The sequence below is a fragment of the Amycolatopsis stemonae genome, assembly GCF_054781455.1.
This window is the reverse complement of sequence record NZ_BAAGUJ010000002.1, coordinates 418,589-438,997: the sequence shown is the minus strand read 5'-3', so window position 1 is coordinate 438,997 and position 20,409 is coordinate 418,589. Positions and strand designations below refer to the sequence as shown.

Annotated in this window: 19 protein-coding genes; 9 read left to right on the top strand and 10 right to left on the bottom strand. The window is 71.4% G+C overall.

Annotation, left to right across the window (positions count from 1 at the left end; all coding sequences use genetic code 11):
- Nucleotides 1-8 precede the first annotated feature (8 nt).
- The gene (locus tag ACYVLJ_RS08270; protein WP_460438240.1) at nucleotides 9-812 is read right to left on the bottom strand and encodes a trypsin-like serine peptidase; all 804 of its coding nucleotides are present in this window, start codon (nucleotides 810-812) and stop codon (nucleotides 9-11) included.
- A gap of 129 nt (nucleotides 813-941) precedes the next feature.
- Here ACYVLJ_RS08270 and ACYVLJ_RS08265 point away from each other — a divergent pair, with 129 nt between their 5' ends.
- A complete protein-coding gene (locus ACYVLJ_RS08265) occupies nucleotides 942-1,760 on the top strand; it encodes an SDR family oxidoreductase (protein ID WP_451971505.1) in 819 nt (272 codons plus the stop codon).
- A gap of 145 nt (nucleotides 1,761-1,905) precedes the next feature.
- Nucleotides 1,906-2,556 carry a hypothetical protein gene (locus tag ACYVLJ_RS08260; protein ID WP_451971508.1) on the top strand — a complete coding sequence of 217 codons (651 nt, stop codon included), beginning with the start codon at nucleotides 1,906-1,908 and terminating at the stop codon, nucleotides 2,554-2,556.
- Between the two features lie 2 nt (nucleotides 2,557-2,558).
- Here the strand turns inward: ACYVLJ_RS08260 and ACYVLJ_RS08255 are convergent, their stop codons facing one another.
- Nucleotides 2,559-3,218 carry a response regulator gene (locus ACYVLJ_RS08255; protein WP_451971511.1) on the bottom strand — a complete coding sequence of 220 codons (660 nt, stop codon included), beginning with the start codon at nucleotides 3,216-3,218 and terminating at the stop codon, nucleotides 2,559-2,561.
- On the bottom strand, nucleotides 3,215-4,792 hold the full coding sequence (locus ACYVLJ_RS08250; RefSeq protein WP_460438622.1) for a sensor histidine kinase: 1,578 nt from the start codon (nucleotides 4,790-4,792) through the stop codon (nucleotides 3,215-3,217). Before ACYVLJ_RS08250 ends, ACYVLJ_RS08255 begins: the two co-directional genes overlap by 4 nt.
- A 194-nt stretch (nucleotides 4,793-4,986) precedes the next feature.
- Between ACYVLJ_RS08250 and ACYVLJ_RS08245 the strand changes: the two genes are divergently transcribed.
- The 4 genes from ACYVLJ_RS08245 (at nucleotide 4,987) to ACYVLJ_RS08230 (ending at nucleotide 8,676) form a co-directional block, all read left to right on the top strand.
- Nucleotides 4,987-5,793 (top strand): ABC transporter ATP-binding protein, encoded by an 807-nt coding sequence (locus ACYVLJ_RS08245; protein ID WP_460438239.1) that lies wholly within the window; start codon nucleotides 4,987-4,989, stop codon nucleotides 5,791-5,793.
- Nucleotides 5,783-6,670 carry an ABC transporter permease gene (locus ACYVLJ_RS08240; RefSeq protein ID WP_451971517.1) on the top strand — a complete coding sequence of 296 codons (888 nt, stop codon included), beginning with the start codon at nucleotides 5,783-5,785 and terminating at the stop codon, nucleotides 6,668-6,670. The genes ACYVLJ_RS08245 and ACYVLJ_RS08240 overlap by 11 nt, the downstream gene beginning before the upstream one ends.
- Before the next feature lie 14 nt (nucleotides 6,671-6,684).
- Entirely contained in the window at nucleotides 6,685-7,734 is a 1,050-nt protein-coding gene (locus ACYVLJ_RS08235; RefSeq protein WP_460438238.1) for an ABC transporter substrate-binding protein, read from the top strand.
- Nucleotides 7,735-7,965: 231 nt separating this feature from the next.
- Nucleotides 7,966-8,676: a G1 family glutamic endopeptidase gene (locus tag ACYVLJ_RS08230; RefSeq protein ID WP_451971523.1), complete on the top strand. Its 711-nt coding sequence runs from the start codon at nucleotides 7,966-7,968 to the stop codon at nucleotides 8,674-8,676.
- A gap of 1 nt (nucleotide 8,677) precedes the next feature.
- On the opposite strand, the gene ACYVLJ_RS08225 is transcribed toward ACYVLJ_RS08230, so the two are convergent.
- Together ACYVLJ_RS08225 and ACYVLJ_RS08220 are read right to left on the bottom strand one after the other, a co-directional pair.
- On the bottom strand, nucleotides 8,678-9,286 hold the full coding sequence (locus ACYVLJ_RS08225; protein ID WP_460438621.1) for a hypothetical protein: 609 nt from the start codon (nucleotides 9,284-9,286) through the stop codon (nucleotides 8,678-8,680).
- 91 nt (nucleotides 9,287-9,377) lie between these two features.
- Nucleotides 9,378-12,374 (bottom strand): ATP-binding protein, encoded by a 2,997-nt coding sequence (locus tag ACYVLJ_RS08220; RefSeq protein WP_460438237.1) that lies wholly within the window; start codon nucleotides 12,372-12,374, stop codon nucleotides 9,378-9,380.
- 437 nt (nucleotides 12,375-12,811) lie between these two features.
- Here ACYVLJ_RS08220 and ACYVLJ_RS08215 point away from each other — a divergent pair, with 437 nt between their 5' ends.
- Complete coding sequence (locus tag ACYVLJ_RS08215; protein ID WP_460438236.1) at nucleotides 12,812-13,915, top strand: S1 family peptidase; 1,104 nt, start codon at nucleotides 12,812-12,814, stop codon at nucleotides 13,913-13,915.
- 94 nt (nucleotides 13,916-14,009) lie between these two features.
- Here ACYVLJ_RS08215 and ACYVLJ_RS08210 read toward each other — a convergent pair whose 3' ends face one another.
- The 3 genes from ACYVLJ_RS08210 to ACYVLJ_RS08200 form a co-directional block, all read right to left on the bottom strand.
- A complete protein-coding gene (locus ACYVLJ_RS08210; protein WP_451971531.1) occupies nucleotides 14,010-14,414 on the bottom strand; it encodes an SsgA family sporulation/cell division regulator in 405 nt (134 codons plus the stop codon).
- Between the two features lie 155 nt (nucleotides 14,415-14,569).
- Entirely contained in the window at nucleotides 14,570-15,799 is a 1,230-nt protein-coding gene (locus ACYVLJ_RS08205) for an MFS transporter (RefSeq protein WP_460438235.1), read from the bottom strand.
- Nucleotides 15,800-15,838: 39 nt separating this feature from the next.
- A complete protein-coding gene (locus ACYVLJ_RS08200; protein WP_451971537.1) occupies nucleotides 15,839-16,312 on the bottom strand; it encodes an Lrp/AsnC family transcriptional regulator in 474 nt (157 codons plus the stop codon).
- Between the two features lie 211 nt (nucleotides 16,313-16,523).
- Between ACYVLJ_RS08200 and ACYVLJ_RS08195 the strand changes: the two genes are divergently transcribed.
- On the top strand, nucleotides 16,524-17,513 hold the full coding sequence (locus ACYVLJ_RS08195) for a beta-ketoacyl-ACP synthase III (RefSeq protein WP_451971540.1): 990 nt from the start codon (nucleotides 16,524-16,526) through the stop codon (nucleotides 17,511-17,513).
- On the opposite strand, the gene ACYVLJ_RS08190 is transcribed toward ACYVLJ_RS08195, so the two are convergent.
- Nucleotides 17,501-18,994, bottom strand: a complete 1,494-nt coding sequence (locus tag ACYVLJ_RS08190; RefSeq protein ID WP_451971543.1) for an adenylate/guanylate cyclase domain-containing protein — start codon at nucleotides 18,992-18,994, stop codon at nucleotides 17,501-17,503. The genes ACYVLJ_RS08195 and ACYVLJ_RS08190 overlap by 13 nt on opposite strands.
- Before the next feature lie 63 nt (nucleotides 18,995-19,057).
- Between ACYVLJ_RS08190 and ACYVLJ_RS08185 the strand changes: the two genes are divergently transcribed.
- Nucleotides 19,058-19,555, top strand: coding sequence for an FBP domain-containing protein (locus tag ACYVLJ_RS08185; protein WP_451971546.1), 498 nt, complete (start codon nucleotides 19,058-19,060; stop codon nucleotides 19,553-19,555).
- Nucleotides 19,556-19,603: 48 nt separating this feature from the next.
- Here ACYVLJ_RS08185 and ACYVLJ_RS08180 read toward each other — a convergent pair whose 3' ends face one another.
- Nucleotides 19,604-20,287: a FadR/GntR family transcriptional regulator gene (locus tag ACYVLJ_RS08180; protein ID WP_460438234.1), complete on the bottom strand. Its 684-nt coding sequence runs from the start codon at nucleotides 20,285-20,287 to the stop codon at nucleotides 19,604-19,606.
- Nucleotides 20,288-20,409: the final 122 nt, after the last annotated feature.

Here is a 20,409-nt window from a genome sequence, read left to right as displayed (position 1 = left end):
ACCTCGCATCATGCCCGGGCGGTCGTCTGCCGGTAGAGGGCCTGGACGTCCTTGTCGAAGTAGCTCGAGTAGGACGTGTCCGGGTCGTCGCCGCCGGACTCGTAGCCGCCGATCACGCCGATGACCGTGCCGAGCCGGGTCTTGGGGTCCGCGCCGGCGACCCACGGGCCGCCGCTGGTGCCCGTCGGGAAGCCCGCGCAGTCCACTTTCAGCTGGTAGGTGTCCTGGCGGCTGGTCGTGTTCTGGCAGACGGCGGGCACCTCGGCGTCGTCCGGGTAGCCGGTCAGCGTGATCGCCTGCTCGAAGTCCGTGCCGGTGGCCAGGGTGTTCGCCCCGACCAGGCCTTCCAGGGACTTCGCGGCGCCGTCCTGGTGCGCGGTGGCGAAGCCGACGTCGAGGTCCGGGTCGGACGACGAGCTCCAGCCCGGCGCGACGAGCTCGTCGGACACCGTCCAGTAGCCGAAGGGCGCGATGCCGTCGTGGTAGCCGGGCGCGAACGTGACGCCGGTGAGGTAGTCGCCGCCTTCGCCGTCGTGGATGCAGTGGGCCGCGGTCAGCAGCACGTCGCCCTGGTCGCTGTGGACGACGCTGGCGGTGCAGTAGTGCACGCCGTCGGAGAACAGCGCGCCGACCGCCGGGCTCGATCCCGCGGGCAGGTCGGGCGTCGAGACGGGCGCCGCTTCGATCACCCCGGTGTCCGGGGTGGTCGTGGCCGCGCCCCGCGGCTGCCGGTTCGCGAACACGACGAAAGCCGCCCCGAGCAGCAGGACGGCGGCGAGGGTGAGCAGGACGGCGGGCCGCCGCACGCGCATCGCCTCCTCGTTCTCGCTCGGACTCCATCACCTTAAGGTGCGGCGCCGACACGATGAGCACACCCACAGGAAGCTCACAGCCGCTAGTATCCGTAACTCGGGAGTAACACCCAACCGGCGGGAGGGCCGATGAAGCAGTTCGCGGACAAGGTCGCGGTGGTCACCGGGGCGGGCTCGGGCATCGGCCGGGCACTGGCGTGCGAGTTCGCCCGGCGCGGGGCGCGGGTCGCCGTTTCCGACGTCAACGCCGCCAACGCGGAGGAGACGGCGAAGCTGGCCGGCGACAACGCGCGCGCGTTCACCCTGGACGTCGCCGACCGCGCCGCCGTGCTCGCGCACGCCGAAGAGGTCGCCGAGGAGTTCGGCCGGGTCAACGTCGTCGTCAACAACGCGGGCGTGGCGCTCGGCGCGACCGTCGAAGAGATGACTTTCGAGGACTACGACTGGCTGATGGGGATCAACCTCGGCGGCGTCGTGAACGGGACGAAGGCGTTCCTGCCGCACTTGATCGCGTCCGGCGACGGGCACGTCGTGAACATTTCCAGCGTGTTCGGCTTCGTCGGCGTGCCGACGCAGAGCGCGTACAACGCGGCGAAGTTCGCGGTCCGCGGATTCACCGAAGCGCTGCGTGAGGAAATGCTGATCGCGCGGTACCCGGTCGCGGTGAGCTGCGTGCACCCCGGCGGGATCAAGACGAACATCGTGCGCAACGCGCGCAGCATCGCCGACGACCAGGAGAAGGCCGCGCAGGGCTTCGAACGCATCGCGAAGACGACGCCGGAGAAGGCGGCACAGACGATCCTGCGCGGGATCGAGCGGAAGTCGGCGAGGATCCTCATCGGACCGGACGCCTACGTGATCGACGCCATCCCGCGCGTGCTCGGGTCGGCGTACCAGCGCCCGCTCGCCCTGCTGGCGCGGATGGGGCTCAAGCAGATGGAAAGCTGAAAAGCATTCGGACTACGACTTTCGGGTCGGTTCGCGCGGCGGTCTGATCGCAATAGGCTTCACCCAATGGAGTTGCGTTTCTGACAGACCCGTCCGAAATGGTCCAGAATGCGTGGGGTCCGTGAGCCCCTTACCGGAGGTCCCGATGCTTCGCGCCGCACCGCTGCGCGCCGCACAGCACACTGCGGCCCGTTCGACCAGCGACCGCGCCGCGGCCGAGCTGCTGGACCGCACCGGCATCATCGCGGCGAGCCTGCCCCAGCGCCGCCGCACCGACGACGACGTCCCGGCCGACGAGCCGATCTACACCCGGCCGCCGGTGTGCGACCAGGACCTCCGCCCGAAGTCGGTCGTGATCCGGCGGCGTGCCCGCACCTGGCTCGGCACCGGCGCCGCGGTGGTGCTCGTCGGCCTCGGCTGGCTGGCCGGCGGGATGTTCACCGGGAGCCTGTTCGGCCCGAGCCCGGCCGACGTGGCCCAGCTGGACGCGCGCCCGGCCGTCGCCGAAGCGCCCGCGCCGCAGCCGCAGGCCCCGCAGGCGCCGGTGGCCACCCCGGCGCCGACGACGGTGTTCGTGCCGGTGCCCGCGAAGCCGGCGCCGAAACGTGTGCAGGTGCAGGCGAAACCGCAGGCGAAGAAGTCCGTTCAGGACGAGGAGGACGTGCCGCGCGTCGACCTGCCCTCGTCGAAGCCTTCGCCCTCGGCGGCCAACCCGGTCCAGTCCTGGGTGACCGTGGCCGAGAGCATGATGCAGCAGTACCAGTACCGCTCCGAGACGACCACGATCGGTCGCTGACGTCAGGCTCCTGACCAGCGGTATTCGTGCTCGGGGCGGCCCGTGGCGCCGTAGCGCAGCCGCATCTGGACGGTCCCCGACTCCGCCAGCGCCGTGAGGTAGCGCTGCGCCGTCGCCCGCGCCATGCCCAGCTCGCCCGCGACCTCCGCCGCCGACAGCGGACGCCCGGCGCGCCGCAGCTGTTCCGAGACGAGCCGGGACGTCGCCGTCGACTGGCCCTTGGGCGCGGACGTCCGGTCCTGGTCGTGCAGCACCCGGTAGGCCCGGTCGACGTCGTCCTGGGCGAAGGCGCGGTCCTCGGCGAGCAGGCCGCGGAAGCGCGCGTAGGACGTCAGGCGCTCGGCCAGCTGACGCGTGGTGAACGGCTTGATCAGGTAGTTCAGCGCCCCGGCCCGGATCGCGGCCGCGACCGACGCGCTGTCGGTCGCCGCGGACAGCACGATCGTGTCGGTCTGCAGCTCGGGGAGCACCGCGAGACCGGACTCGTCGGGCAGGTAGACGTCGAGCAGGATCAGGTCCGGCGCCAGCTCCCGGACGCGGGCGCGGGCCTCCGCCGCGGTGTGCGCGGTGCCGACCACCGCGAAGCCGTCGACCTCCTCGACGAACCCGGCGTGCACCCCGGCGACGCGGAAGTCGTCGTCGACGATGAGCGTGCGGATCATCCGTCCTCCGTCAGCATTCCGGGCAGTTTCGCGACGAACAGGGCTCCCGTCTCGCCGTCGCCGGGGCCGGCCAGCCAGACGTCGCCACCGTGGGCGCGCGCGGCCTGGCGGGCCAGCGCCAGGCCGAGCCCGTGGCCGGGAGCGAGCTTCGTCGAGACGCCTTCGTCGAACAACGTCCCCCGCAGCTCTTCCGGCACACCGGTGCCACTGTCCACAACGGACAGGTGCAGGGTCCCGCCCTCGGCGAGCAGGCTGACCTCGACGGTCGCCGGCCGCCGCGGGCCCATCCGGGCGGCGTGCAGCGCGTTGTCGACGAGGTTGCCGATCACGGTGTTGGCGGCGATCGGGTCGGTCACGGTCGTGGGCACCCAGGTGTCGTCGGCCAGCTTCAGTGTGAGGCCCTTTTCCTGCGCCTGCTCGGTTTTCGCGACGAGCAGCGCCTGCAGGTACGGGTCCGCGACGGCGTCGCCGAGCTCGCTCGGCCGCGCGGACGGCGAGTCCGTCAGCGTCTGCAGGTATTCGACGGCTTCGGTGTGGTGGCCGAGCTGGAGCAGCCCGTACAGCGTGTGCAGCCGGTTCGCGAACTCGTGTCGTTGCGCCCGGAGGCCGTCGGAGAGCGCGCGGATGCCGTCGAGCTCCCGGGTGAGCGTGTCGAGGTCGGTGCGGTCGCGGAAGGTCAGCACGGTGCCGATCGGCCGGTCGTCGAGGCGGACGGCGCGCGAGTTGATGACGAGCACCCGGTTCCCGGCCACGGCCAGGAGATTGTCGACCGGCCGTCCTTCCCCGACGGCCTTGTGCAGCCGCGGGCTCAGCTCGAGCTCGGCCATCGCCGCGCCGATCGGGAGTTCGGTGCCCAGCAGCCGTTCTGCTTCGTCGTTGCGCACCGAGACGCGGTTGGCTTCGTCGACCGCGAGCACGCCTTCGCCGATGCCGTGCAGCACGGCTTCGCGTTCGTAGAGCAGTTCGGTCAGCTCGTGCGGCTCGAGGCCGTGCGTGACGCGCCGAAGCCGCCGGTTCAGCAGCGCCGACGCGCCCGCGCCGAGCAGCAGCGCGCCACCCGCGAAGAGCAGGGTGATCACCAGGAGCCGGTTGAAGTCGCCGGTCGGATCGCCGACTTCGAAGCCGACGCTCACCTCGCCGACCACCCGTTGTCCCTGCCAGATCGGGGTCTTGCTGCGCACGGACAGGCCGAGCGTGCCGCTCTGCACCGCGCTGACCTCGTCGCCGCCGGCGAGGGCGACGTCCGGCGGGGTGCTGACCGGCTTGCCGATCTCGCTCGGCGTCGGGTGCGCCAGCCGGATGCCCTTGTCGTCGGTGATGACGACGAACAGCGCGTCGTTGGCCTTCGTGACGGCGAGAACGCGTTCTTCGAGCGGCCCGCCGGGGATCTTCGCGGCCGCGTCCGCGACGACGACCGGGTCCGCGGCGACGGACTTCGCGATGGCCAGGGCGCGGCGGCCGTACTGGTCGGTGAGGGTGCGGGAGAGGAGCACGCTCACCAGCGCGACGCCGACCCCGACCACGAGCACGACGACGCCGATCTGCAGCAGCAGCACCTGCCTGCTGAACCGCATCCGCGGGAAGAGCGCCCACTTTGGCATGGCTCGGAACCATACCCCCTGGTCAGCGCCGTGCGCTAAATGAGCAAAACATTCAGAACGCACAGCTCGCGCGGAGAACGTCGACAAGCTTCACGCGCTCGCCACACGTACTTAACGTCCTCTCCCAACGCGTGACCCCCACCACGTGACGAAGGAGTCACCCCCCGATGGTCCCCCCTCTGATCGAACTCACCGGAGCCACCAAACGGTTCCCGAGCGGGTCCGGTTCCGTGCACACGGCCGTCCGCGACCTGACCATGACCGTGCAGCCCGGCGAGTTCGTCGCCGTCGTCGGCCCGACGGGCTGCGGCAAGTCGACGACGCTCTCGCTGGTCTCCGGGCTGCAGCCGCCGTCCGCCGGCCGGGTGCGGGTCAACGGCGAAGACGTGAAGTCCATTCCGGACGGTGTCGGCTACATGTTCCAGACCGACGCCGTGATGCCGTGGCGGTCGGTGCTGGACAACGTCGCTTCCGGCCCGCGGTTCCGCGGTGTCCCGAAGGCCGAGGCCCGTGCGCAGGCCGTCGACTGGATCGCCCGGGTCGGGCTCGCCGGGTTCGAGAAGTACTACCCGCACCAGCTCTCCGGCGGTATGCGCAAGCGCGTCGCGCTGGCCCAGACGCTGGTCACCAAGCCGAAGATCATGCTGATGGACGAGCCGTTCTCGGCCCTGGACGTCCAGACGCGGGCACTGATGCAGGACGAGCTGCTGCGGCTGTGGTCCGGTTCGGGGGCCGCGGTCATCTTCGTGACCCACGACCTCGACGAGGCCATCGCGCTGGCGGACAAGGTCGTCGTGCTGACGACGTCGCCGGCCACCGTGAAGGACGTCTTCGAAATTCCCCTGGAGCGGCCGCGGAAGGTCGAAGACCTCCGGCTCACCGACGAGTTCCGCAAGCTCTACGCGGACATCTGGGAATCGTTGCGCAGCGAGGTCGACAAGGCCCGCGAGAAGGGAGCGAGCAATGTCGCTTGAGACCCCCGCCGCTCCGGCCACTTCGCTGCCGGTGCTGGAAACCGAACAGGACATCCTCACGAAGGCGAAGCGGGCGACGTCCCGCCGGAGGCGCAACACCTGGTTGCTGCGGCTGGCGCTGGTGGTCGTCTGGCTCGGCAGCTGGGAGCTGACCGCGACCTACTGGATCGACCCGTTCTTCTACTCGAAGCCGTCCCGGATCTGGGAGCGGCTCAGCCAGTGGGTCACGAGCGGCACCGACTTCGGTTCCCTCTGGTACCAGCTGTGGGTCACCGTCGAGGAAGCCCTGGTCGGCTTCGCGATCGGCGCGGTGGCCGGCGTGATCCTCGGCGTGGTCCTGGGCCGCAGCCAGTACCTGGCCGACGTGCTCGCGCCGTTCATCAAGGCCGCCAACGCCGTGCCGCGCATCGTGCTCGCCTCGCTGTTCGTGATCTGGTTCGGGCTGGGGCTGGCGTCGAAGGTCGCCACCGTCGTCGTGCTGGTGTTCTTCGTGGTGTTCTTCAACGCCTTCACCGGCGCCCGCGAGGTGGACCGCAACCTGATCGACAACGCGCGCATCCTCGGCGCGGGCCGGATGCAGGTGATCAAGGCGATCGTGCTGCCGAGCGCGACGTCGTGGATCCTGTCTTCGCTGCACACCGCGTTCGGCTTCGCGCTGATCGGCGCGGTCGTCGGCGAGTACGCCGGGTCCAAGGCCGGCATCGGCTTCCTCATCTCGAACGCGCAGGGCACGTTCGACTCCGCGGGCATCTACGCCGCGATGATCATCATCACCGTCGTCGCCCTGTTCGCCGAGTGGGGCATCGGGAACCTCGAAGGCCGGCTGCTGCGGTGGCGGCCCTCGATGTCCTCCGCCTCCGACAAGACCGTCATCTGAAAGGGAACGAATCGATGAGGATTCGACGCATCGCCGGCGTGCTCACCGCGCTGACCGTGGCGGCGGCGCTGACCACCGCCTGCCAGGACTCCCGCGTCGCCGCGACGGGCGAGGGCGGCAAGCCGAAGGTCACGATCATGGTGGGCGGCCTGGAAAAGGTCATCTACCTGCCCGCCATGCTCACCCAGCAGCTGGGGAACTTCGCCGCGCAGGGCATCGACGTCGAGCTGCAGAGCGAGCAGTCGGGCGCCAACGCCGAGACCGCGCTCGTCGCCGGGCAGGTGCAGGGCGTGGTCGGGTTCTACGACCACACGATCGACCTGCAGGCCAAGGACCAGTGCATCAAGAGCGTGGTGCAGATGGCCAACATCCCCGGTGAGGCCGAAGTCGTCGGCACCGCGCACGCCGACCAGATCAAGAGCTCGGCCGACTTCAAGGGCAAGAAGCTGGGTGTCACGTCGCTCGGGTCGTCCACCGACTTCCTCACGAAGGCGCTGGCGGCGAAGGCGGGCGTCGGGGCCGACCAGTACACGCCGGTGAAGGTCGGCGCCGGCCAGACGTTCATCGCGAGCCTGGACAACGGCGGCATCGACGGCGGCATGACGACCGACCCGACCATCGCGCAGCTGACGAACACCGGCAAGGCGAAGGTGCTGTACGACCTGAGGACGGTCGAGGGCACGAAGGCCGCGCTGGGCGGGCTGTACCCGGCGTCGTCGCTGTACATGAGCTGCGACTTCGTGGACCGGAACAAGGACGCCGTGCAGAAGCTGGCCAACGCGTTCGTGGCCACGCTGAAGTGGATCGGCCAGCACAGCCCGGAGGAGATCGCGGCGAAGATGCCGGCGTCCTACAGCGGCGGCGACAAGGCGCTGTACATCAAGTCCATCAAGGACAGCATCGGCATGTTCAACGCCGACGGGAAGATGGACGCCGACGGCGCCAAGAACGCGCTCAACGTGCTTTCGAGCTTCTCGAAGAACGTGCAGCCGAAGAAGGATTCGATCGACCTGTCGAAGACCTACACGACCGAGTTCGTCGACGCGGCCGCGAAGCAGGGCTAGCAGTCCCCGCTCACCTGACCGGGCGGTTGGTGAGTGTCCATGACCCGTGAAGGCCTCTTCCCCCGCGGAGGCCTTCACGGGTCTTTTCGTTCATTACCGCGCAATTCCGGCAAATGGTGAGTATTTCCCGGAATGTGAAGACCCTTCGAAAGTAGCTACCTTCTCGCGGTCGCGAATCCAACACTTGGACACACGGCTTTCCCGGTCCCCCTCGGTGAACGGAGTCCCCGCATGTCCAGAATCCTCGCGTCGCGTGCTGCCCGCGTCCTCACGGCGGTTGCCGCTGCTGCCGCCGGTCTCGCCGTTTCCGGCACCGCGCACGCCGCGGTCGAGTACGGCTCGCACTTCCACGGTCACCAGTTCTCCGGCGGGAACTGGGGTGGTTACGTCAGTTTCGGCAGCTTCACCACGGCCACCGCGAGCTGGACCGAGCCGTCGGTGACGTGCCGGTCGACCAACGACCTGTTCGCGCCGTGGGTCGGCATCGACGGCGACGGGTCGTCCACAGTGGAACAGACCGGCGTCGAGACGGACTGCTCGAGCGGGCGTCCGGTGTACTCGGCCTGGTACGAGATGTACCCAGCCGCTCCCGTGTACTACAACGTCTCGGTCGGCGCGGGTGACCACATCACCGCGACGGTGACGCGGACCGCCACGAACACCTACCGGCTCGACCTGACCGACAGCACCAAGGGCTGGACGAAGACCACCACGAAGTCGCTGACGTCGAAGCACTCCTCGGCGGAGGCGATCATCGAGTCGCCGACCGACTCCTACCCGACGATCTCGGGCGGCATCACGTTCACCGGCGTCAAGTTCAACGGGACGAACCTGGCCTCGACGAACCCGTCCGGGCTGAACGCCGACGACCGCGGCACGAACACCTGGATCCCGGGGGCGATCGGCTCGGACGGCCAGAGCTTCACCATCTCCCGCCACTGAGTCACTTCAGGTTGTTGATCGCCCACGCGACCACCATCACGGCCAGGATCAGCGACACGGCCGCCTGCAGCATCATCGTCATCTTCGCCCAGATCCGCAGGGGCATGACGTCGGTGGGGCTGAAGGCGGCCGCGTTGGTGAAGGAGAAGTAGAGGTAGTCGAGGTAGGACGGCTCCCAGTTCTGGCGCGCCAGGTCCGGGTCGGCCATCTGCGGGAACTGCAGGTCGGGGAACTCCGCCCGGCCTGCGGCCCGCCGGCCGGGGCCACCGCGGTCGAACTCCCAGTACCAGAGCGAGAAGGCGACGATGTTCGTCCAGTAGACGATCCCGCCGGTGACGAGCACAGCGCCGGCGCGGTCGCCGATGGTGCCGGTCGCGATGCTGTAGACGAGCGTGACGGCGGAGCCGGCGTTCACGGCGGTCACCGCGGCGACCAGCAGCAGCGAAATGACCCGTTCGACGGCGCTGAACTCCGACATCCGGCCGGGGTTCACCAGCAGCAGCGCCACGACCAGCAGCCCGGACACCGAGGGCAGCAGCCACGCCGGGCGCAGGGCCATGTCGTCGGGCAGGGCGACCTGCAGCGCGAGCGTCACGACGACGACGCCCATCGCGGGCCAGCGCGTTTCCCCGGAGGTCCGCCGGCGCCAGGCGGGAAGTGCCTCTTCTGTCACGCGCCCAACGTAGGACGCCCTCGCCCGGCTAGCCAGCCGGTGCGGTCGTCACCTCGCCGGGGAGCTTGCGCGCCACGTCCGTCCGCGACCTCGCGCCCAGCTTCCGCAGCACCTTCGCGACGTGCTGTTCGACCGTCCGCGGCGAGAGGAAGAGGCCGTCCGCGATCTCGCGGTTGGTCCGGCCCTCCGCGAGCATCCGCGCCACCTCGCGTTCCCGCGGCGACAGCTCGCTCCCGTACCCCCGCCGCCCGCGTTGCGAAGGCGCCCACGCACCGTGCTCGCGCAGCTGGTGACGGCACCGCCCGGCGTCCCGCGTCGCCCCGAGCTGCTCGTACGCCTCGGCCGCGGCCGTCAGCTCGTCGACGGCGTCCCGGTTGCCAGCCGCGAGCCGGCACATCGCCGCGCGTTCCCGCGTCGCCGTCGCGGGGTAGGGCATCGGCAGCGCCGCGTAGCCCGACGCGGCTTCGTCGAACAGCGCCGCCGCGGCGAGGTGCTTGCCGCGTGCTTCGAGCAGCACTGCCCGGCCGGCCACCAGGGCCGCCGACGCCACCGGCGCGTCCCGGCCTTCGATACCGCGGGAGAACGCCTCGACCACGCTGTCGGCCTCCGGCCAGCGCCCGGCCCGCGCGTAGGCCTGGGCCGCGGCCGGGACCAGCCCCGCCGCCCAGATCCAGACGCCCTTGCGGCCGGCCGCGGCCACCGCGGTGTCGGCCGCCGCGCAGGCGCCGTCGACGTCGTCGGTCGCGAGCAGCACCGTGATCAGCACGCCGGCCGCCGAAAGCACCACCGGGATCGGCCCGCGGTCCGGCGCGTGCACGCTCGCCGCGGTCAGGTGCCGTTGCGCGGCGGCGAACTCGCCGCGCACGGCCGCGAGCCCGCCGAGCACCAGCGACGACTCCATGACGATCGGGCCCAGCTCCGGGTAGCTGTCGCGCAGCTGCTCGGCCGTTTCGGCGAGGCCGTGCCAGCGCCCGCGCACCCAGTCGAGCCGGACGCGCGTGCCCTGGATCAGGCCGATCGCGTACAACGCACCCGCGTCGGTCGCGCGCCGGACGCCTTCGGTCACCAGCCGTTCCGCGCGGTCGAGGTGACCGGCCCACGACTGGCCGTCGGCGAGGTTGCACCACAGCCGGGCCAGCTGGACGCGCTCGGCGACCGTGCCGACGGTGTCCGACAACGCCTCGAACTCCGCCCACGCCGAGCCGTCGCCGACGTGCGAGGCCGCCGCGATGCGGTCGGCGGTCAGGGCGAGCCGCAGCTCGGAGTCGTCGAGCCGCTCGTACACCTCGCCCGCGCGGGCGCGCCAGGATTCGTGCCAGGACAACGGCGTCAGGCCGTCGATCGGCTGGGCCAGCAGCGTGATCCCGCGGGCCGCCAGGTCGGGCCGGTCGGTCAGCTCGCCGATCGCGCGCTCGACTTCGAGGCGCCCGCGGCCCAGCCCGCCAATGGTCCGGACCTGCAGCATGCCGAGGCTGAGCCGGATCGAGCCGCGGACCGACGGCGGCAGCGTCACCTCTTCGAGGACGCGCTCGAGGGCGCCGATGACGTCGGGGCGGAACCCGCGCAGCGCGACCTGGCTCAGCTTGCCGGCGACGCGCCCGACGTCGGACTCCGCCGGGCCCGGCTCGGCCAGCACCGACTGGAGGAGGTCGATCGCGCGGGACGTCTCGCCGCGCGTGATGGCTTCGTCGGCGGCCGCTTCGGCGTAGTGCCGCCACTGGTCGACGCGGCCCGCCGCGCGGGAATGCCGGGCCAGCAACGTGAGCGGCGGCGACGGCTGCGCGGCCAGCACGCGGATCGCCTGCGAGTGCAGCAACGCGCGTTCGGGCCCGCTCACCGTGTCGTAGACCGCCTTGCGCGCCAACGGGTGCCGGAAGCCGTACTTGCCGTCGCCGACTTCGCCGAGCACCCCGCCGGACAACGTCGCGAGCAACGCCGTGCGCAGGGTGTCTTCTGGTAGCCCGGCCAGTTCGCCGAGCACGGCGGCTTCGGCGCCGACGCCGAGCACCGCGGCCGCGCCGGCCAGCTGCGCGGCCGGCCCGGGCAGCGCGGAAAGCCGTTCGGTGACGGCCTCCCGCAGCAGCACCGGGACTTCGAGGTTCTCCAGCATCCGGTCGGAAAGGACTTCGCCGACCGGCAGCCGCTCGGCCGCTTCGCGCAGCGCGCGCAGGGTTTCCTCGACCACGAAAGGGATCCCGGCCGTGCACTCGTGCAGCTTGGCCGCGAACTCGTCGGTGACCCGGGGCAGTTCGAGGATTTCGACCGCGAGCTTCCGGACCGCGGTGACGTCCAGCGCGCCGAGCGCGACGCGGGCGGAGTGCACCGAGGCATCGGTCCGGAACGGCGCGCCGAGCGGCCCGGGGCGGACATCGGTCGCGGACCGGTAGGTGGCGACCACCGCCAGCTCCGGCGGCATCGACCCGGCGAGGAACCGCAGGAGGTCGCGGGTGTCCTCGTCGGCCCACTGGAGGTCGTCGATCAGCACCAGGGTGGGTCCGCACGCGGCCAGCAGCTCCCGGATCGCGCGGAACACGCGGTGGCGCTCGGCCACCGGGTCGGCGAGGGGCTCTGGACGCGGGGGAAGCGCTTCCGCGAGCTCCGGCAGCAGCGGCCGCAGCACCCCGGCGACCGGGCTGAGCGGTCCGAGAGGCACCTCGCTCGTTTGCGGCGAAGCACCGGACGTCACGGCATGCGTTTCGGGGGTCCGGGTGGCGAAGCCCCCGGCCCGGGGCGAGGCCCCGGATGTCACCGTGCGAAGCGCTTCCAGCACCGGCCCGTAGGGGAACGGTTCGCGCAGCGGCTGGCAGGCGCCGGTCAGCACCCGGCCGCCGTCGAACTCCTTGCGGCGCCCGATCTCCGCGAGCAGCCGGGTACGGCCCATACCGGGCTCGCCCTCGATCAGCACGGCCGCCGGGCGCCGCCGGAGCACGTCGACGATGGCGTCGAGCTCGGCGTCGCGGCCGGTCAGCCGGGCGGGTCCGGACCGGACGGAGACCGAGGTGGGGCGGGGAGCCGTCAGCCACATACGGACCTCCTCGACGTTGTGCGCGGGAGCCTAAGCAGCGCCTCTCGCCCCGTAAACCATTAACCGAATACGTGGCCGGCACGGCCCTCACACGTTCGCCTACCCGCCGTCACCGGATCGCCGCGGGATTCGCGGGTCCGGCGTCACTGCGCGTGGAAAATCTCCGCGCCTACCGCGTTCCGGCGGCGCTTACCGCGTTCCGGGCAGTGTCCCGGCTACTGAAAGTAGTCCACGGAAACCCTACTTAAGGACCTGTCCGACCGGGTGACGACCTGCGGTCGGGACCGCTTGGAGCAGGGGATACGTCCGGACCGAATGCGTATACGCATTCGCCGGGTGCCCGGATTGCACCGTAACGCCCACTGCGGGGACCCTCACCCGGGGGAGTACCACTGCGTGGCCGGTGCAGAGCCGCGCGTAACCACCTAGGGAGAAGCATGAAGATCGCCAGACTCTTCGGTGCCGCTGCCGCCGCGGTGACGATGACGGGTGCGCTCGTCGCGGTCGCCGTCCCCGCGTCGGGCCAGGACCTGCTGAACCCGGACATCGTGCCCGCCATGCAGCGCGACCTGGGCCTGACCCACGACCAGGTGCTGACGCGGCTGAAGAGCGAAGACGTCGCGAACAAGGTCACCGAGGCCGTCACCGCGACGCTCGGCGACGCCTTCGGCGGCGCCACCTACAACGCCGCGACGGGCAAGGCGCACATCCAGACCACGAACGCCGCGGACGTCGCCAAGATCCAGGCGGCCGGGGCCGAGGCGGAGGTCGTGAAGTTCAGCGCCCGCCAGCTCGACTCCACTGTGGACAGGTTCAAGGCCCTCGACGCCACGGCGCCGTACGCGATCACCGGCTGGGGCGTCGATTCCGTCACCAACCGCGTCACCCTTTCCGTCCTGCAGGGCCAGCGCGCCGCGGCCGACGCGTTCGTCGCGCGGTCCGGTGTGGACAAGTCGTCGGTCACGATCCTCGACGTGACGGCGAAGCCGACGCTGCACGCCAACATCCGCGGCGGGGACGCCTACTACATCGGTGGCTCGGCGCGCTGCTCGGTCGGTTTCGCGACCACGACCGGCTTCGTCACCGCCGGCCACTGCGGTGCGCTCACCGGCGGCGGCTCGCTGACCGGCTCGAACGGCGCCGCGCTCGGCAGCTGGATCACCTACCGCTTCCCGGGTGTCGACTACGCGGCGGTCCGGACCACCAGCAGCTGGACCCCGGTCGCGCAGATGAACAACGGGACCGCGGTGCGCGGGTCGTCGAACGCGGCGACCGGCTCGTCGGTCTGCAAGGCCGGCTCGACCACCGGCTGGACCTGCGGCACCATCGGCGCGAAGAACCAGAGCGTCCGCTACTCCGAGGGCACGGTCAACGGCATGACCGCGACCAACGTCCACTCGGCGGCCGGTGACTCCGGCGGCGGCTTCATCGCCGGCAACTACGCGCAGGGCGTCCTGTCCGGCGGCAACAGCAGCGTGACCTACTTCTACCCGATCGCCGGCGCGCTGTCCGGCACCGGCACGACCCTGAAGACCAGCTGACGTCCCGGACACAGCGAAAGGGCGGGTTTCGAGTGCCTCCAGCGCACTCGAAACCCGCCCTTCGTCCTCGCCGCGGGAATGGGAGGTTCGGGGGTCAGACGTTGCTGATCTCCTCGATCAGCCCGTCGACGTCGAAGTGCGCGCTCTCTTCGCCGAGCGGCACCAGTTCGTAGGACGCCTCGAGGAACGTCCGGACGTCCTCGACTTCCAGCTCGAACGACGCATAGCCGTCCGGTGACTCGATTTCGAGGGTGAGGAAGTCTTCGTCCTCGGACAGGTCCGGGCGGATCCGGACGTCGCCGAGGCCGGCCGGCTCGTCGAGCCCGGCCACGAGGAGGTCACGCGCGAAGGTCCACTCGATCCACCGGCCGCGCTCGGTCCGGAACGCGACGGTGACCGCGAACGGCTCGTCGGCGTGGTAGGACAGCCGGGACAGGACGGGCGTGGTGCTCTCGTTCAGCACCACGAACTGGCTCTGGTGAACGGCGTCGGTCTGCATGGCCCCTCCTGGAGTCCGGGTGGCGGTTCGCGCGGCGCGAACTGTTCGAGGAGGAGATGACCAGGCCCGACGGTCATGACGAAGAAACTCTCACGTTCACTTGATCGGTTGCATCCGTCCATTGTGGTGTAACGTCCGGCACATACCCCTTGCGGTCATCCGGCGACTGCCGGTGACGGCTCGCGCAGCGCCCCCGGGAGCTTCTTCCGCAGGACGAGCAGCGCCGGGACCGCGGACGCGCAGGTCAGGGCCAGTACCGACCAGGTCAGTGCGTTGCCGGCGCTGAGCAGGGCTGCCAGCAACCCGGGCGCGAGCGCGACGGGCAGGCCCCAGGAGAGCTGGAAGATCGAGCTGGCCCGGCCTTCGGCACCCGGCGGCGCGGCCGCGGCGGCCGTCGCGGTGCCGGTCGGCCCGAACATCGCCTCCGCGACGGAGAAGCCGAGGCTCGTGACGAGGATCAACCCGGTCGCGACGGGCAGGGGGACGATTTCCAACGGGATCAGCAGGGCGAAGGAAACCGAGAACAGCACCGCGGCGCCGATCAGCGCGGCGGTCCGGCTGTGGCCGGCGAGCTTCGCGACGATCGGGCGCTGCGCCGTCACGACGACGACGGTGCCGAGGGTGATCGCGGTCCCGGCGATCCACTGTGGACCGTGCAGCAGGTCCCGGACGACGATCGGCAGCACGGCGAACTTGCTCGCGCTCGCGAGCGTGAAAGCCGTGTGGGTGAGGCAGAAGCCGGTGTACGGCCGGTCCCCGAGCACGGCCCGCCAGCCGCCCGCGGCGCCACTTCCACGTGAAAGTGGCGCCGCCTGGTGGTCGCGTTCACGTGAAAGTGGCGGCAGCAACGCCATCAACACCGCCGCGACCGCGAAGCTAGTCGCGTTCGCGTACGCCAGTGCGTGGAAGGCCGCCTGGCTCGTGATCGTCGGCAGCACCGCGGTCGCCGCCGCGCCGATCCCGGCGCCCGCGAACCGGCCGATCGTCTGCGTGGCCAGCATGCGGTCGGTGCCCGGCCCGTCGGTGAGCCGCGCGACCGCCGGCGCGTTGCACGTCCAGAAGAGCCGGTCGCCGAAGCCGGCCACCAGTGAGACCGCGATCACCTGCCAGCTGGTGTGGACCAGTGGGTACGCGCAGAAGGCCGCGAACCGCACGAGGTTGCCCGTGACGAGCAGGGCGCGCGGGCCGAAGCGGTCCATCGCGGCCCCGGTGGCCGGGCCGGTGACGAGCGCGAGCAGCGCGCCGGTGCTCAGCGACGTGCCCGCGTCGAGCAGGCCCATGCCCTGCCCGTGCACGAGGAACAGCAGCGCGAACGGGACCCACAGCCCGCTGCCGAGCGCGTCGATCAAGGTGGCGGTCAGGAAGATCCGGCGGTTCCGAAGCATGCACCCCCCAGGTGGACAGCGCTCCAGGATATCGCCCGCCTACGGCCCGAGCGGCAGCCCGAGCCCGACCTTCACGCGGTCCATCGCCACGCTCGTCGTGAAGTGCCGGACGTTCGGGTTGTCGAAGAACATCCGCCGGGTGAACGCCTCGAAGCCCGCCATGTCCGGGCACGTCACGACCAGCACGAAGTCCGCGTTGCCGGTGACGTAGTAGCACTGCTGGACGCAGTCGTCGGCCAGGACCTGCCGGCGGAACGCGTCCAGGACCGCCAGGTTCTCCCGCTCCATCTCGACCATGACGACGAACGTCATGCTCAGCCCGAGCGCCTCCGGCGACAGCACCGCGACCTCGCGCTCGATCACGCCCGCCTCGCGCAGCCGCTTGATCCGCCGTTGCACCGCCGCGGCCGAGAGGCCGACCTTCGCGCCGATCGTCTCGGCGATCGTGCGGGCGTCCTGCTGGAGGCAGGCGAGGATGGCGATGTCGAGCTGGTCGAGGTCGGGTGTCTGCACTCCAGCAGGCTAGCCGGGGGCTCCGACAGTTCGCCGGAGTTCGCTCTCGGCTCACTCCTCCGTGACGTCGCTCACTACTCCGTCCGAGGCGAAAGTGAAACAACTTTTTCCGTGACCTGGAACACAACTCACCGGTCTACCAGGGGGTAGCCCATAGAAGTGGAAGACCTGCCGGTCGTTCGCCAACCCGCCGGCGTGGGGAGGCTCCACCGTGCCCGCACCTGCCGCCGTGTTGACCGGCCTCGGTTCGATGTTGCCGACGAAAGTCCTGGACAACCACGAGATCGCGGCCCGGCTCGACACCACGGACGAGTGGATCCGGACCCGCACCGGCATCCGCGAGCGCCGCGTCGCCGGGCCCGGCGAGTCCACTGTGGACCTCGCGGTCGGCGCGGGCCGGGAGGCGCTCGGGGGCGGGTCGGCCGACGCTGTCGTCCTCGCCACCTCCACGCCCGACCAGCCCTGCCCGGCCAGCGCGCCGCAGGTCGCCGCCCGGCTCGGGCTCGGCACTGCTGCGGCCTTCGACGTCAACGCCGTGTGCAGCGGCTTCGTCTACGCCCTGGCGACCTCGGCGGGCCTGATCGCGGGCGGCCTCGCCGAGCGCGTGCTCGTGATCGGCGCCGACACCTTCACCACGCTGATCGACCCCGGGGACCGCACGACCGTCCCGATCTTCGGCGACGGCGCGGGCGCGGTCCTGCTGCGGGCGGGCGACGCGGCCGAGCCCGGCGCGTTCGGGCCGTTCGACCTGCACAGCGAGGGTGACCACGCCGCCCTCCTGTGGGTCGAGGCCGGGGGTGCGCGCAAGCGGCTCTCGGACACCCCGGCCGACCGGTTCCTCGCCATGCAGGGCACCGCGGTGTTCCGGCACGCCTGCGCGCGGATGGCGGAGTCGTCGCGGACCGTCCTGGAGCGCGCGGGCTGGATGGTCGGCGACGTCGACCGCTTCGTCGGGCACCAGGCCAACATCCGGATCCTCCAGGCGACGGCGAAGCAGCTGGGCATGCCGGCCGACGCGGTCGTCGCGAACATCGACCGGGTCGGCAACACCAGCGCCGCGTCGATCCCGCTCGCGCTGGCCGACGCCCGGGCGGACGGCACCCTCGCGCCCGGCCACCGCGTGCTGCTCAGCGCGTTCGGCGCGGGCCTGACCTGGGGTTCGACGGTGCTGCGCTGGCCGGAGCTGGGTCAGCCGTCCTGAGGGTCCGGGCCGGCCGTCCAGGTCGGCGTCGGCTCCTGGCGGCCGCGTAGCTCCAGCTCGCCGTGCTTGCGCCAGTGCGCGGCTTCGCTCGGCAGGGCCGCCGAGACGACGGCGTCGCTGGCGAGGATCCGGGACGGCACCGCCTTCGCCAGCTCGGTCAGCCGCGCGGCCTCGTTGACCGCGTCGCCGATCACGGTGTACTCGAGCCGGCTGCTGGTACCGAGCTGCCCGGCGAACACCGGGCCGCTCGAGACGCCGATGCCGAGGTCGAGCTCGCCGTCCGCGCACACCTCGTCGCGGATCGCGCGGGCCGCGGCCAGCGCGGCCGTCGGTGCGTCCGAAAGCCGGGTCGGGGCGCCGAAGATGCACAGCGCGGCGTCGCCCTGGAACTTGTTGACCAGCCCGCCCCGGGCGTTCACCGCGGACACGACGGCGGCGAACAGCCGGTTCAGCTTCGCCACCAGCTCTTCCGGCGGCGTGCGGTAGGCGAGCGCGGTCGAGTCGACGACGTCGACGAACAACGCCGTGACCTCGCGGACGTCGCCGGACAGCGACGCGCCGTACTCCAGGGCGTGCCGGGCGACGTCGGCGCCGACGTGCCTGCCGAACAGGTCCCGCATCCGGGCCTGCTCGCGCAGGCCGGCGGCGAGCTGGTTGACCGACGTCTGGAGCAGGCCGATCTCGCTGGAGTCGTCGACGTCGACCGCGACACTGTTGTCGCCGCGCGCGATCCGGTCGAGGGCCACGCGCAGCCGGTGCAGCGGCGCCGCGACCGCCCGGGCCAGCAGCGCGGTGCCGATGGCCCCGACGCCGAGGCCGATCACCGACAGCATGATCAGGCTGGCCCTGTGGTCGCCCGAGCCGAGGTCGGGTGGCGTCGCGATGAGCAGGACGCCGACGAACGGGACGCCGCTGGCGAGCGCCCAGGTGACGACCAGCCGCGTCAGCACGGTCACCGGCAGCGAGCCGCGCGGCGGCAGGATGCCGAGCGCGATCGTCATCACCGGCCGCGCCACCCACTCGGCGGCCAGGTAGGTGAGCCCGACGGTGGTGAGGCCGCCGAGCCCGATCACGGTCGCCATCCCGACCGCGTCCTCGGCCGAGCCGAGCACCCCGGCCAGCACGCTGAGGACGACCGTGCCGATCAGCCAGAGCGTCCCGCTGACCACGGCCATGTCGACGGGCAGCCGCAGCGCGCGCTTGGCCTCGCTCTCCGACGGCGGCCGGCCGAGCACGAACCAGATCGCGGTGCGGCGCTGCAGGAAGGCCGTCCACAGTGTCCCGACGAGCAGGGAGACGGCGACGATCCCGGCGGCGGTCAGGCCGAGCACCCAGCCGCGGTCGCCGACGTCGTTCGGCAGCCCCTGCAGCAGCAGGAGCAGGGCGACGACGCCGGAGCCGGCCACACTGGACCCGACGCCCAGCCCGGCGAAGCCCAGGCTGGTGCGCAGGACCACCCGGAAGTTGCCGATCTTGCGCACGGCGTCGATCGTACGGCGGAAAATGCGTGGCCACCCCCGGTGGCCGTGGTTACCGTGCGGAGCATGGACCCACTCGGCCAGGACGAGATCCGGGCCTCGTTCGTCAACTGCACCCGCGGCGAAGCGAAGGGCGTGACGCTGCCGGCCCGGCCCGGGGAAATCCCGTGGGAGAAGCGCGAGTTCCTCGGCTGGCGCGACCCGAAGGCGCCGGCGCGCGCCTACCTCGTGCTGCCCTTCCACGGCGAAGTGGTCGGGCTCGCCCTGCGTGCCGCCCCGGCGCCGAAGTCCCGGCTGCGCAGCAACACCTGCGGCTTCTGCACGACCACCCACGGCCTCGCCGACATCACGCTGTTCTCCGGCAGGCGCGCCGGGAAGCCCGGCCGCGAGGGCAACACGCTGGGCATCTACGCCTGCGGCAACCTGGGCTGCTGCCAGTACGTCCGCGGCGAACTGAAGTCCGACGTGCCCCAGCCGTTCGAGACGCTCACGCTGGACGAACGCCTCGCGCGGCTGGAGGAGAAGCTGCACAAGTTCGTCGCGCGGGTGCTGGAGTCCCGTTAGGAGCGCGCGGCGTCCAAAGAGGACACCAGGCCGTGGCGTTCCCCGGTGTCACTGCTCCTCGGCGGCGAAGTCGTGCGCGTAGGTCTTGGCGTCGACCAGGTGCTTGAGGGTCAGCTCGCGGGCGGCGGCGGGGTCGGACCGGCGGATGGCGTCGAGGATGGCCCGGTGGTCGTCGACGGCCTTGCGGATCTGGCCGGGCAGCCGCAGCGCGGCCCGCCGCTCCTCGCCGACCAGGGCGAGCACGGACCGCAGCAGCCCGGCGACGTCGTCGTTGCCCGCGTTCTGCGCGATGACCCAGTGGAACTCGGCGTCGGCGGCGATGACGTGCAGCATGTCCCCGTCCTCGGCGGCGCGCGCCATCTCGGCGACGTTGTCCTCGAGCCGGCTCACGGTCTTGGCGGTGGCGTGCCGGGCCAGTCGCTCGGCGAGCGTCGGCTCGACGGTCGCGCGCAGGTCGAACAGCTTCTCGACGAGCTGGTCGTGCTCGGTGAACCAGGTCCGCAGGGGCTGTTCCCGCTGCTCACGGACGTAGGTGCCGGAGCCGGCGCGGATCTGCACGTACCCGATGGAGTCGAGCACGCGCAGCGCCTGCCGCAGCGACCCCCGGCTGATGCCGAGCTCTTCACAGAGCACGCGCTCGGCAGGCAGCCGGCTCCCGGGCGCCAGGTCCCCGGAGTCGATCCGCGCCCGCAACCGGTCCACGGTCGCGCTCCAGACCTGCTCGGTGTCCACACGCCCATCCTCTCAGCTCCGGAAACCGTCGGTGGTGACTGTCATGATCACGCGATGACCAACCCGGAAGGGAACGAGTTCTGCGTCTTCACGCCGCGGTGAATGTCCGACCGGACACATCT

What these genes read in the sequence shown, in the direction of transcription:
- ACYVLJ_RS08270 (WP_460438240.1), bottom strand. Translation starts at nt 812, where the DNA reads ATGCGCGTGCGGCGGCCCGCCGTCCTGCTCACCCTCGCCGCCGTCCTG.
- ACYVLJ_RS08265 (WP_451971505.1), top strand. Translation starts at nt 942, where the DNA reads ATGAAGCAGTTCGCGGACAAGGTCGCGGTGGTCACCGGGGCGGGCTCG.
- ACYVLJ_RS08260 (WP_451971508.1), top strand. Translation starts at nt 1,906, where the DNA reads ATGCTTCGCGCCGCACCGCTGCGCGCCGCACAGCACACTGCGGCCCGT.
- ACYVLJ_RS08255 (WP_451971511.1), bottom strand. Translation starts at nt 3,218, where the DNA reads ATGATCCGCACGCTCATCGTCGACGACGACTTCCGCGTCGCCGGGGTG.
- ACYVLJ_RS08250 (WP_460438622.1), bottom strand. Translation starts at nt 4,792, where the DNA reads ATGCGGTTCAGCAGGCAGGTGCTGCTGCTGCAGATCGGCGTCGTCGTG.
- ACYVLJ_RS08245 (WP_460438239.1), top strand. Translation starts at nt 4,987, where the DNA reads ATGGTCCCCCCTCTGATCGAACTCACCGGAGCCACCAAACGGTTCCCG.
- ACYVLJ_RS08240 (WP_451971517.1), top strand. Translation starts at nt 5,783, where the DNA reads ATGTCGCTTGAGACCCCCGCCGCTCCGGCCACTTCGCTGCCGGTGCTG.
- ACYVLJ_RS08235 (WP_460438238.1), top strand. Translation starts at nt 6,685, where the DNA reads ATGAGGATTCGACGCATCGCCGGCGTGCTCACCGCGCTGACCGTGGCG.
- ACYVLJ_RS08230 (WP_451971523.1), top strand. Translation starts at nt 7,966, where the DNA reads ATGTCCAGAATCCTCGCGTCGCGTGCTGCCCGCGTCCTCACGGCGGTT.
- ACYVLJ_RS08225 (WP_460438621.1), bottom strand. Translation starts at nt 9,286, where the DNA reads ATGGGCGTCGTCGTCGTGACGCTCGCGCTGCAGGTCGCCCTGCCCGAC.
- ACYVLJ_RS08220 (WP_460438237.1), bottom strand. Translation starts at nt 12,374, where the DNA reads ATGTGGCTGACGGCTCCCCGCCCCACCTCGGTCTCCGTCCGGTCCGGA.
- ACYVLJ_RS08215 (WP_460438236.1), top strand. Translation starts at nt 12,812, where the DNA reads ATGAAGATCGCCAGACTCTTCGGTGCCGCTGCCGCCGCGGTGACGATG.
- ACYVLJ_RS08210 (WP_451971531.1), bottom strand. Translation starts at nt 14,414, where the DNA reads ATGCAGACCGACGCCGTTCACCAGAGCCAGTTCGTGGTGCTGAACGAG.
- ACYVLJ_RS08205 (WP_460438235.1), bottom strand. Translation starts at nt 15,799, where the DNA reads ATGCTTCGGAACCGCCGGATCTTCCTGACCGCCACCTTGATCGACGCG.
- ACYVLJ_RS08185 (WP_451971546.1), top strand. Translation starts at nt 19,058, where the DNA reads ATGGACCCACTCGGCCAGGACGAGATCCGGGCCTCGTTCGTCAACTGC.